The organism is Sporosarcina cascadiensis, from assembly GCF_009650995.1.
Taxonomy (GTDB): domain Bacteria; phylum Bacillota; class Bacilli; order Bacillales_A; family Planococcaceae; genus Sporosarcina; species Sporosarcina cascadiensis.
In genome coordinates, this window is the sequence record NZ_WHVV01000014.1 from 1 (window position 1) to 12,319 (window position 12,319).

10 protein-coding genes are annotated in these 12,319 nt (G+C 42.8%); 1 reads left to right on the plus strand and 9 read right to left on the minus strand.

The features are described from left to right. On the minus strand, positions 1–584 hold a 584-nt coding region (locus GDZ68_RS13880; RefSeq protein WP_194841174.1), incomplete at its 3' end, for a S49 family peptidase. 106 nt (positions 585–690) lie between these two features. On the opposite strand from GDZ68_RS13880, the gene GDZ68_RS13885 reads away from it, so the two are divergent. Beyond that, complete coding sequence (locus tag GDZ68_RS13885; RefSeq protein ID WP_153722909.1) at positions 691–1,491, plus strand: NAD kinase; 801 nt, start codon at positions 691–693, stop codon at positions 1,489–1,491. Positions 1,492–1,554: 63 nt separating this feature from the next. Here the strand turns inward: GDZ68_RS13885 and mbcS are convergent, their stop codons facing one another. The 8 genes from mbcS to GDZ68_RS13925 all read right to left on the minus strand — a co-directional run bounded on the left by mbcS (position 1,555) and on the right by GDZ68_RS13925 (position 12,276). Further along, complete coding sequence (gene mbcS, locus GDZ68_RS13890; protein ID WP_194841175.1) at positions 1,555–3,132, minus strand: acyl-CoA synthetase MbcS; 1,578 nt, start codon at positions 3,130–3,132, stop codon at positions 1,555–1,557. 145 nt (positions 3,133–3,277) lie between these two features. Beyond that, positions 3,278–4,315 (minus strand): TRAP transporter substrate-binding protein, encoded by a 1,038-nt coding sequence (locus GDZ68_RS13895; protein ID WP_153722911.1) that lies wholly within the window; start codon positions 4,313–4,315, stop codon positions 3,278–3,280. Positions 4,316–4,408: 93 nt separating this feature from the next. After that, a complete protein-coding gene (locus GDZ68_RS13900) occupies positions 4,409–5,707 on the minus strand; it encodes a TRAP transporter large permease (protein WP_153722912.1) in 1,299 nt (432 codons plus the stop codon). A gap of 16 nt (positions 5,708–5,723) precedes the next feature. Next, a complete protein-coding gene (locus GDZ68_RS13905; RefSeq protein WP_153722913.1) occupies positions 5,724–6,248 on the minus strand; it encodes a TRAP transporter small permease in 525 nt (174 codons plus the stop codon). Positions 6,249–6,271: 23 nt separating this feature from the next. Continuing rightward, complete coding sequence (locus GDZ68_RS13910; protein WP_153722914.1) at positions 6,272–7,258, minus strand: C-terminal binding protein; 987 nt, start codon at positions 7,256–7,258, stop codon at positions 6,272–6,274. Positions 7,259–7,274: 16 nt separating this feature from the next. Then, positions 7,275–8,366, minus strand: a complete 1,092-nt coding sequence (hisC, locus tag GDZ68_RS13915) for a histidinol-phosphate transaminase (protein WP_153722915.1) — start codon at positions 8,364–8,366, stop codon at positions 7,275–7,277. Between the two features lie 1,027 nt (positions 8,367–9,393). Then, a complete protein-coding gene (gene hutH / locus GDZ68_RS13920) occupies positions 9,394–10,911 on the minus strand; it encodes a histidine ammonia-lyase (RefSeq protein ID WP_153722916.1) in 1,518 nt (505 codons plus the stop codon). A gap of 24 nt (positions 10,912–10,935) precedes the next feature. Continuing rightward, positions 10,936–12,276, minus strand: coding sequence for a Na+/H+ antiporter family protein (locus GDZ68_RS13925; RefSeq protein WP_228551118.1), 1,341 nt, complete (start codon positions 12,274–12,276; stop codon positions 10,936–10,938). Positions 12,277–12,319: the final 43 nt, after the last annotated feature.

A 12,319-nucleotide genomic window follows, 5' to 3' on the forward strand; every position in this document is an offset into this window, starting at 1 on the left:
GATTTAATCGTCGGGAAATCGACACCATATTTTTCGGCCAGTTTACCGTAATTGATTGACTGCATGATGACACCAATTGATCCAGTCAACGTTTCCGGATGAACGAAAATCTTCTCTGCCGGGGCTGAAATATAATAGCCTCCTGAAGCCGCCATTCCTCCCATTGCAACGTAGATTGGTATCTCTTTTGTTTCTTGCATTTCAGTAAACGCATCATAGATATCGGATGATTCCAATACCCCGCCACCCGGCGAGTTCACTGATAGTACAATACCTTTTACCGTAGGATCTTCATTCAATTGAGCTAACTGCGCCATAAAGCGCTGGTGATTATATTCCGTGCCGCTGAATAAAGATGCCGCACCCGTATCTTGGATAACGCCATCTACTGAAAGTACCGCAATCCGTTCATCCATACTTCCATCTTCCACGACTGTTTCCTGCACATCCTGTTCAACCGCCGTAATTTCATTGAGAAGATTATTCCAGTCTCTCGTAAAAAACCAAGACATTGTGTTGATTCCGATCGATACAAATATCAAAGTCGCGGCTACTGCCACTGCAATCCATCTTTTTGCTGTCATTCGTTACATTCCTCCTTTGTTCACAACTTACTGTACGTTTCTGATCGTTCAAATGTTTCATTCATGCTACACTTACTCTATTAACTGACAAAGGGGACGATTTCCAATGGCTTCTGAACAGACAATCTATTTATTCAGCCGGCTTGACGAAGATATGATTCATAAAAAAGCATATGTCGAGAAACAATTGAAAAAAGAAGGTTTTACCCTTACTGATCATCATACGGAAGCTGCTGTCATTATCAGTATCGGCAGCGACGGAACATTTCTCCAAGCCGCCAGAAAGACAGATTTCCGCCCGGACTGCCTGTATATCGGGCTGTCTGTAAAAGGAGAACACGGTGTGTACTGTGACTTTAAATACGATGACATCAGTTCATTAGTGCGTACCTTGAAGCAGCCAAATATTGAAGAACGTCATTACCCGCTGCTTGAAGTCACAATAAATCAGCATAAACCCTTCTTTTGTCTAAACGAATTTAGCATCCGATCTACAATTATACGCACGTTCGTGATGGATATTTCAATTGACGAGCTGCTGTTTGAGACATTTTTGGGAGATGGTATGATCATCTCCACACCGACGGGCAGTACCGCTTACAATAAATCAGTCCGCGGTGCAGTGATTGATCCGCTGCTTCCTTGCTTCCAAGTTTCCGAACTGGCATCGGTCAATAATAACCGCTACCGCACACTCGGTACTTCGTTCATTTTAAGCGGCAGCCGAAAATTGACACTTGATATTCAACAGGAAGGCAACGAGTTTCCATCTACTGCTGCTGATAATGAAGCACTGGCAGTAAAACAAGTAGAAAAAGTAGAAGCAGTGCTGAGTGACCGTGTTATTCGGACAGCTAAGTTGTCCGACAACTCCTTTTTTGAGAAAGTCCAGCGTACATTTTTCTGATACCAAATCAAAGGGCTGTTCAAACGTCGGACTAAGACGACTTTTGAACAGCCCTTTTCATTTTTAATCTTGTGGATTCTGTTCTTTTTTACGCAGTTCTACACGCATAATTTTGCCTGAACTTGTCTTGGGCAGTTCATCTAAAAACTCAATCTTACGCGGATACTTATAAGGAGCTGTCATTTGCTTCACATGCTGCTGCAATTCTTTAATCAGCTGTTCTGACCCGGCCGCTGCATCTCTGAGAACGACAAATGCTTTCACAACATTGCCGCGTTCGGGATCCGGACTGCCGACTACCGCGCACTCACGGACAGCAGGGTGTTTAATTAATGCATCTTCCACTTCGAATGGCCCAATTGTATAACCGGAGCTGACAATAATATCATCTCCGCGTCCCTCAAACCAGAAGTAACCGTCTTTATCTCTCTTTGCACGGTCGCCCGTTACATAATATTCACCTCTGAATTGCATTTTCGTACGTTCCGGGTCATTTAGATATTCTTGGAACAAGGCGGGGGTTGATTGATGGACGGCGATATCCCCAACCTCATCCGCAGCCGCAATCGTTCCTTCATCCGTAATAATCTCCACCTGGTTGCCAGGAGTCGGCATCCCCATTGAACCGGGTTTCGCTTCCATGCCGATCATCGTGCCGACCAGCAGCGTATTTTCCGTCTGACCATAACCATCGCGGACAGCTAATGAAAATTGCTTATCGAAAATTTCAATGATTTCACGATTCAGCGGCTCACCCGCTGATACGGCGCTTTTAATAGAAGCTAATGAAAAGTCGCTGAGGTTTTCCGCTTTTGCCATGAAACGATATTCTGTCGGTGTACAACAAAGCACATTAATTTGATATTCATCTAGAAAATTAAAATACTTATCTACATTGAATTTGCCATTATAGACAAATCCTGTTGCCCCGCTTCCAAGAACAGATAAGAACGGAGTCCAGATCCACTTTTGCCATCCGGGAGCTGCAGTTGCCCATACACGATCCCCTTCTTCAATGCCAAGCCAGTTCGGTCCGGTTGTACGCAGATGCGCGTATCCCCATGCATGCGTATGAACGACGCCTTTTGGTTTACCTGTAGTGCCTGATGTATAGGACAGGAAAGCGGTATCCGTACTTTTTGTATTGCTGGCAGTAAATTCTGAAGAGGCATTCTTTTCCTGCTCAGTCAGCGGGATTTCTCCTTCTTCTGCTTTGCCGATAATAAAAACTTTCACATTATCAATATTGCCGACATGTTCCAGCTGGTCATTGAAGGCGTCAAAGGCAATGATTGCTTTCGCTCCGCTATGTTCGATTCGATATTCAATATCAGAGGAACGCAGCATTTCTGAACTGGGGATGACTACTAGACCCGCTTTGAGCGCACCAATATATGTAACATATGCTTCAATCATACGCGGTACCATAACTAACACCACATCACCTTCAGCCAGGCCGTTAGTGGTCAGTACATTGGCTGTGCGATTGGCGGCTTTCATGAGCTCATCGTAAGTTACTTCTTGCTGCTGATTTTGAGAGTCCACGTAAATTAGCGCTTTCCTTCCGTCGCCTGTCGCATATTTTTCGAATTCAGAGACGATATTATAACGATCTGGTGCGAGTAATTCTTCTCGGTTCATGTTCATTCCCCCTTTTACATAATAGTACCAGTATACAAATACCATGCGCACATTTCAAAATTTTTGTGTCCTGATTACATTCACTTCATTATATAAAAAGCAACTTATACTATTTTCATAGTACAAGTTGCTAAATTATCTATTATTAAAAGTCTTTCTGCTCTTCAAATGCATCATCAATTAACTCTTTACCTACTTTATCTTCATATTTATCGTAGACAGGCTGTGCCTTCTCTAAAAACACAGCACGTTCCTCATCCGATAATTTAGATACTTTAATCCCGTCAGGATCTGCTTCATATTTCTTACGGATTTCTCCATCCATTTCTTCTTGCAAGTCCCTTTGATATTGACTTGCTTCCTTGGCCGAATCTTTTAATAAAGTTTGTTGTTCCGGTGTCAGCGTGTCCCAAACCACTTTGGAGAATAAAATTGGTATGGCATCATATATGTGGCTCGTTTCGACCAAATAATCCGCCACTTCGTTAAAGCCCATCGTATCGATATTAGCATAAGGATTTTCCAGACCATCCACTACACCTTGCTGCATAGCAGTAAACACTTCTGTAAACGCTATGGGTGCAGCACTTGCGCCAAGTTCTTCAAAATGCGCGATGTGGATCGGATTATCGATTGTCCGGATCCGTATACCTTTCAAATCATCCGGTTTGGTGACCGGCTGACTCGTATTGACGGCAATATGTCTGAATCCCTGTGTCAGCCAGCCTAATCCTATGAATCCCGACTCTTCCAGGTCCTCCATTACTTGATCGCCAATCTTTCCGTCCAACACATGCTCAGCCGATTCACGATTTTTAAATAAGTAAGGTAAATCGAATAGTAAGGATTTATTTGTAAATGAACTTAAAGGTGCTGTAGTCGGCAATGCTGCTTCTAACGTACCGTTTTGAAGAGATTCCAGCATTTCCCGGTTACTTCCCATCGTACTATTTGCAAATACTTCAACAAATAGTTCACCGTCTGATTTTTCATTGACTAAATCTGCAAACTTTTGGATTCCCAAGTGAACCGCAGTTTCTTCGGTTGCTTCATGACCAACGCGGATTGTTTTTGCCTTCACTTTATCCTTCGATGTTGCATCGGCAGAAGTCGAATCATCTCCGCAGGCCGTCATGAGAACCACTGTGCAAATCATTACAAGCATCATAAAAAGTCTTTTCATTTTACATCCCCCTCTTTCTATTTTATCTTCACCAAACTCATCACATCAATCATCCAGGGTTTCCTCTCACCTCCTTTAACTTTTGAAATAGAGTTACAGCATATTCGGAAGCACCATAATAATGGAAGGAAATAATAGGAACAGCAGCAGTAACACGAGCAGGATGACCAAGAACGGCATCACTTGCCGCACTATACTTTCAAACGGCACTTTCGCCACCCCTTGTGCAACAAATAGTGATACGCCCACCGGAGGAGTCAAGTACCCTATTGCCAGATTGATTGTCATTAATACTCCAAAGTAGACGGGATCGTAACCAAGCTGGATGATAACCGGCAAGAATATTGGAGTGAATAAAATAATATTTGAAATGGTATCGATAAACATCCCTGTTATTAACAGAAACAGCATGATCAGCAACATAATGACGATTCCATTACTGGAGATTTCAAATAAAGTATTAGCAATCCTTTCCGGAATATGCTCCATTGTAAGCAGCCGGCCAAAAGTTAACGAACCGCCAATTAAGAACATGATAATTGCAGATAACAGTGAAGCCTCAATGAGACTTTCTTTAATTCCTTGCCAATTTAAACTTTTGGATACAAGCAAACCGACCAGCAAAGCATATACAGATCCGACTACTGCCGACTCGGTCGGTGTGAAAATTCCTGCATAAATACCGCCAAGTATAAGGATTGGCATAAACAAAGCCCATTTTGCATTCCATAGTTGCCTGCCTACAGAGACTTTTTCTTGCTGTTCCAGCTCTTGCATTTCAAGAGAAACAACGCCATAACCTTTCTTTTTACAAACTAGGTAATTTACGATAATTAAGCCAACACCCATTAAAAGCCCCGGGATAATACCGCCTATAAATAATTTTGTTACGGAAGCTCCAGCCACTACACCGAACATAATTAAGGGGATACTTGGCGGAATGACGACACCTATAATACTGGCTGCAGCTAAAAGCGCTGCAGAGTAAGCAGGCGGATAATTCCGCTTACTCATTTGAGGAATCAATATTGAACCAATGGCTGCTACAATTGCAGGCCCTGACCCTGAGATTGCTGCAAAGAACATACTGGCTACAATCCCTGCCATTCCAAGACCGCCGGGCATTTTTCTAGTAACTCCTTCTGCCAATCCAACTAAGCTGTCTGCAATTCCGCCCTTTCCCATTAAGGTTCCTACCAGCATAAAGGCCGGCACTGCCATTAGCGGAAAAGAATCTGCAGAAGTAACCATTGCCTGTGCCAGTAAATTGAACATCGGGGTTCCCGGATGAAATACCATGAATCCGACAATGGTGGAAATTGCAATGGCTACCGCAATTGGAACTGTCAGGAGCATGCAAATGGCTAATGTGATGAATAATACTGTTAGCATGTTTTATCCCCCTAATCTAGAAGTGGTCAATAGTATCATTTTCTTTATCACTTTCGGGGTTCATACCACTCCAATTACGAAGAGCAGGAACTATGTTTATGAATACCATCCTTAATCCAAAACCTAGCATACCGAGTGCTCCCGGAAGGTACATGACCCAAGTCGGCATTCCCCAAATGACAGGAAAGGTTTGGCCGCGCGCCATAATATCCATCATCGATAAGTAAATGCGGTACGCCATGAAAAAACCGAATGCCGCTGCAATTACATCACCGACTAAAAATACTCTCGGATGCCATCTTTCCGGAATGATCATTGTGATGGCTGTTACTCGTAAGTGCATTCTCTTTGAGACAGCCAGACTAATTCCTGCAAATGTAATCCAAACAAACATTACACGGGTCAATTGCTCTGCCCACGGCAAAGTAAATGACAATACATACCGAGTGAATACCTGGCTGGCCAAAATAATAATCATAGCTGAAAACAGCACGATAATTACATATTCTTCAACGGCTAAAAAGCGTTTTTTTACAGTCATATCATTTCACTCCCCACTTGAAATTAATTAGCGAAAGTCTTTAGATTTACTACATTTTCAAAGTGGTCCCTGTCAACACCATCTAAGATTAACGTACACGTTCTTTGTTTTAACGTTGCTACAGAGTTTTCCGAAATGTAGGAGCAATGCGGGGTGATTAATACTTCTCTCTGTTGTAAAAGAGGATTATCCTGACGCGGAGGCTCCTCTTTCAATACATCTAATCCTGCACCGCCTATTTGACCTGCAGCAATGGCCGCTGCTAAATCCTTCTCATTTACAACTCCTCCTCTGCAAGTGTTGATCAGAAAGGCTCCTTTTGGCATCAGTTGAAGTGTTTCAGAATTCATGATATTTTCCGTTTCCGGAGTGATTGGTATATGCAGGCTCAATAAATCTGATTGAGTTAATAATTCTTTCATCGAAACGCTCGTGACACCTAATTCATCAAATACTTGCCGGTCAGCATATTTATCAAAAGCTATTATTCGAGATCCAAATGTCTGAAGTTTCTTAGCGACTAATTGAGAGATCCTTCCAAAACCGAATAACCCTATCGTCATGTCTTTGAATCTTTTAAACGGCAGTGTTTCCAGAGCATCCCACTTTCCATTTTCTACTTGCCGACTGTAACTTTTAATCCGGCGGCTTACAGCCAGCATCAAAGCAATCGTATGATCTGCCACTTCCTCTACACAATAATCAGGTACATTGCAGACAGGAATTTCTTTTTCCGCTGCTGCCTCGATATCGACGTGATTGAATCCCACACCATATACAGCAATCACTTTACAACTGTCTAATTGATCGATGATCCTTTTCTCACAATTAAACCCCACTTGGACGATGACGCCATCCGCGGCAGGACCATACTCTGCCAAGTCATCAGAAAGAGTAGCAGAAGTGGATACTTTCAATGTGAATCCATTCTGATTAAACAATTCTTCTTCCAGATGATGTTCCGTCCACTCATCATCGAGGATCCAAACAAGTTTCTTGCCATCCTTCATTTCTGCACCTCCATTTTTAAAGCACTTCTTTTAAAGCCTGAATTAATTTATTATTTTCTTCATTTGTACCAATAGTGATTCTTCCGTACGTTGAAAGCTTCCAAGGAGTGCAGGGTCTGATCAAAAGACCTCTTTCCATAAGTCTTGCAAACACCTTTGATATATCTTGTTTGACATTAACGAAAATGAAATTGGATTGAGAGTCTACTACTTCACACTCGAGGTCTATTAAAGCATCAGTCAATCGCTGTCTCTCAGAGCAGTTTTTTTCAAACACAACGGCTCCGAATGCTTCATCCTCCAAAGAAGCCAGAGCTCCTGCGAGCGCAATTCTATTGACCGCAAATGTTTGTCTGACAGCTTGTAAAGATTGTATATATTTTGAATTTGCCATAGCGTAGCCAACTCTCGCTCCTGCTAAGCCGTAAAACTTAGAAAATGTTCTTACACCAATTACGGGAAGTCCTGCTTTGATGAAATCGATGCATGTTTTATACTTTGGTGAATCTACATACTCCACATAAGCCTCATCGAGAATGGCGATAACATGTGAAGGTAAACTTTCAAGAAATGTCAGCAGTTCATCATCATCCACAATAGTTCCCGTCGGATTATTTGGATTACAAATGAAGATCAGCTTAGTCTTGTCAGTGACCGCCTCGAGAATCCCTTTCAAATTGACTGTGAAATCTTCGTTGGATGTAACTTCAACAGGAACCCCGCCCATCAGCAATGTGACCGCTTCGTAGCTGGAAAAGGTCGGCTGACAATAAATCACTTCATCACCCTCGTTGATATAAGCATGGCCTAGGAGAGAGATAATGTGGTCTGCACCATTAGCTACGATCAATTGCTCAGCATCCAGCCCATATTTCTGCCCGAGCGCTTCGCGAAGCTCACGGCTCGTAGGCTCGGGATAAAGCCAACTATCACGCACCGAACGCTCCATAGCGGAAAGCGCTTTTACGGATGGTCCATACGGATTCTCATTCGATGCGAGTCGGATCACCTCATCGAGTCCCAGCTCCCTTTTCACATCTTCAATTGGCTTACCCGGAACATAAGGCGTTAAATTATGTACTTCCTTACGCCATAAGTTTTTCATCATAATCATTCTCCTTTTCATTCATTTTCAATAATAAAATGACGGAAGCAAAACCAGATATTTGATAAGGAATAAATAGTTCGTTACAACTTAAATATTTTAAAAACTAATCAGGTTAGATCAATAGCAAGCCAGAGCCATTATGTACTATATACTTTGCAACTTCCGTGCCAAGAAGCAGGTTAGAATTAAAATAAAACAGGTAAAGTATTGGAAACCCTTTATTTGCAAGCACTTATTTTTACTCAAATAAAAATATTCAGACTAATTAAAAGACTTGCTGCTATATAATTTGAAAATGTCTTTGTTTAGTGCAGATATTATTTGCATTTCGATATGAGAAAATGAAAATAGGTCCGTCTTATATAGCATTTCTCTACTTTTCCCTCCTGCAGAAATTACTTGCATGCAAATATCTTTTTATTGCATAATTTTACACATGGTCTGGAAAAATCTGAATGCAATAAGGAGCGGAGTTTTCTGGGTTAATAAATCGTACTCTTATCCAGAACATGTAGTTATGTGTTTGCAAAGTCGAGCAACGAAAACACACCAACTCTACTCGGTACTTTGCAAAGAGCAACATGACATACTTTCTCCACACCAGCGCAGGCGCAACTGCGGGGTCGGCCGTGGCTGTGAGACTGCTGGCATGTTCTTCGCCAGTAGGCTCATAGCGTAAGGCAATCCCCCAGCGCCGAAGCTGATTCAAACTGCAAACCCACACCTCAATCAAACCACCTGCAAAGTCGGGCAAGCGAAACCGCACCAACTAAATCCACTCTTTGTAAAGAAGCATTGCGCAGCATAATCCTCGCAATATCTACCAGACAAGATGTCAAGAACCGATTTTGATGAAGACCCATAACTAAATCGAAACAATAAAGAGGCTGTCGCAAAAAGTCATGTTATAGGACTTTTTGGACAACCTCTTCAAATGTATGAGTAAAGGAGAGAATATAGATTTTCCTTTGGCCGGCGATTCTGCATATCGTCAGACAAAAGATCGGACTGAAGTAATTGATGTCGCTTATAGTTTTTTCTGCGTTAACGTATCATCGCGTAATAAGAACTGTGCCAATTGTTCAATTTGTTCAGAAATATCACGATCTCCAAGTAATGGAGGACAAATTTCACGCACTTTTTCCAAATAGGATTTAGTGGCAGGCGCCAGCTCGCTTTCAGCATGATCAAGATGAATCGCCTGTGACGCACAAATCAGTTCGATTGCAATGACACGCGCACTATTATGAATAATTTCACGCGCTTGTCTGGATCCGATCGTCCCCATGCTGACATGGTCTTCCTGATTAGCTGACGTCGGAATTGAATCCACGCTTGCAGGGTGTGCAAGTACCTTGTTCTCTGAAACCAGCGCAGCTGCGGCATATTGTGCAACCATCAACCCACATTCAAGACCGGGATCTGTCGCGAGGAACGGTGACAATCCGCTTAACTGCGGATTCACTAAACGCTCAATTCTCCGCTCAGAAATATTAGCCAATTCTGCGGCACCCACCTTCATGAAGTCCATAGCCAGAGCAATTGGCTGTCCATGGAAATGTCCGCCTGAAATGATTTCCCCATTTTCCAGAATGATCGGATTGTCAGTCGCAGAATTCATTTCCACACTCAAACGGTCTTCCACATACTGGAATGATTGCCATGAGGCACCGTGGACTTGTGGAATACAGCGAATAGAATAGGCATCCTGCATACGAATCTGTCCCTGACTCGTCACACGTTTACTGCCTTCCAGCCAATTTCGAATCCGGGATGCAACTACTTCAAATTCTCTATGGGGTCGAACTGCCAACAGCTCACTGTCAAATGCAGTAATAATTCCGCGCAACGCCTCCATTGTCAAACTCGCTGACATATCCGCCGCGTATCCGATACGCTCCACTTCATTGAAGCCGATCACACCGACTGCAGTCATTGCCTGAGTTCCATTTATCAGGGCCAGTCCTTCTTTAGCCTGAAGAGTAACCGGTTCCAAACCTGCACGCTTCAATGCTTCGCCGCCTGTAAGGATTTCTCCCTTATATTCAGCACGGCCTTCTCCAATAAGGACAATGGCTACATGTGCAAGCGGAGCCAAGTCCCCGCTTGCGCCGACCGATCCTTTACAAGGTACAACGGGATGAACACCTTTATTTATCATCTGAACCAATAGCTGGAGCGTATCTTCTTTAATCCCTGAAAAACCTTTTGCTAAAGCGTTCGCCCGTAAAATCATCATTGCACGAACTACAGGCTTTGGTAATGGATCACCTACACCTACAGCATCTGCACGGAGCAAATTAAGCTGTAACTTCGCGATATCTTCTTCCTCAATTTGAATATCACTTAACTTCCCGAATCCCGTGTTCACTCCATAAATAACTTTGCCGTCTCTCAGTTGTTTTTCAATTCGCTCCCGACTTTCCAGCACGCGTTTAACGGCGTGTTCGGAAATACCGACTAGTACATTTTCATAAACTATGCGCTCAATCTGTTGCCTATCAAGTGACTCTCCATCTAGTTGAATTACCTTTTTTTCGCTCATCGAAACACCTCTAATTCTCTGATTTTATAAAATAACAGCAGCTATTATTCCGAATACGAATAAAGGAATATTATAATGAAGGAATGTTGGTACACATGTATCCCATATGTGATGATGTTTACCATCCGCATTTAATCCCGATGTAGGTCCAAGTGTACTGTCTGACGCGGGTGAACCAGCGTCGCCCAGTGCACCGGCCGTACCGATCAGCGCAATCGTCGCTAGCGGGCTGAAACCCATTAACATACATATCGGTACGAATACAGCGGCCAGAATTGGAATGGTCCCGAATGATGTACCGATTCCCATTGTGACCAGCAATCCTATCAATAATAATAATGCAGCACCCGCAACTTTTCCATAGCTGAAATAACTTTCTACAGCCGTTACTAAACTGTCTACCGAACCTGTATCTTTTAAAACGGTGGCATACCCGGAGGCAAGGAGCATGACAAACGCGATTGCACCCATTAGTTTCACACCTTCTTGGACCACTAATTCGCCTTCACCCAATGTAACAACGCGTGCGGCAAACATGACAATAATTCCGACCAGCGCACCGATTACTAAAGAATGCGCTGTGATTTGAACAGCAAGCGCAGCGACAATGGCAACGAGAGTCATTATGTCACGCAACTCTAATTTCTGTTTAACATTCTCTGTTCCTGCAGCCAGCTGCAAAGTTGTAGCAAACATCTCTGCATGGACAGCGCGTTCTTCTTCCGTTTCATAGTCACGCGGTTTGCGATACGTTATAAAAACAGCAATGAATAATCCTACAAACATGCCCACTGCAGGCAATGCCATCGCCAGAGGAACTTGTGAAAGAGTGACCGGCATGCCGTTCGAGCTGATTTCCTGCACGATGATGCCATGGAATATTAAGCCATAGCCGGCCGGGATCAGAATATACGGCATCTTCAAGCCAAAAGTCAGTGCACAGGCAACTGCTCTCCGATCTAAACGTAAATAATTAAAGAAGATTAGTAAAGGCGGGATCAGTATCGGTATAAACGCGATATGGACCGGGATTAAGTTTCCCGATAAACAAGTTAGACCCGCAATCATAAGCAACAACATATATTTATTCATCTTTTTAACAGACATTAATTTATTGATCAGCATTTTTGTAATATTCGAATGCGCAATCATTGCGGCGAATATACCTAAAAGAATATAGCTTAATGCTGTTTCCGACTGACCGCCCATTCCGCCAAGAAAGGTGGAAAGTGTTTCAGATAATGACAAACTGGAGAGAAGTCCTGCTGTAATTGCTGCCATTAATATTGCAAATATTACGTGTACTCTGGCCAGACTTAATACCGTTAAAACTATTACAGAAATGAACACGGGATTTGTTATCAAGTAGATTCCTCCATAATTCTATTTTCACATCTGAGATCAACCT

Coding starts and splice junctions, on each gene's coding strand:
- GDZ68_RS13885 (WP_153722909.1), top strand. CDS start 691: ATGGCTTCTGAACAGACAATCTATTTATTCAGCCGGCTTGACGAAGAT.
- mbcS (WP_194841175.1), bottom strand. CDS start 3,132: ATGAACCGAGAAGAATTACTCGCACCAGATCGTTATAATATCGTCTCT.
- GDZ68_RS13895 (WP_153722911.1), bottom strand. CDS start 4,315: ATGAAAAGACTTTTTATGATGCTTGTAATGATTTGCACAGTGGTTCTC.
- GDZ68_RS13900 (WP_153722912.1), bottom strand. CDS start 5,707: ATGCTAACAGTATTATTCATCACATTAGCCATTTGCATGCTCCTGACA.
- GDZ68_RS13905 (WP_153722913.1), bottom strand. CDS start 6,248: ATGACTGTAAAAAAACGCTTTTTAGCCGTTGAAGAATATGTAATTATC.
- GDZ68_RS13910 (WP_153722914.1), bottom strand. CDS start 7,258: ATGAAGGATGGCAAGAAACTTGTTTGGATCCTCGATGATGAGTGGACG.
- hisC (WP_153722915.1), bottom strand. CDS start 8,366: ATGATGAAAAACTTATGGCGTAAGGAAGTACATAATTTAACGCCTTAT.
- hutH (WP_153722916.1), bottom strand. CDS start 10,911: ATGAGCGAAAAAAAGGTAATTCAACTAGATGGAGAGTCACTTGATAGG.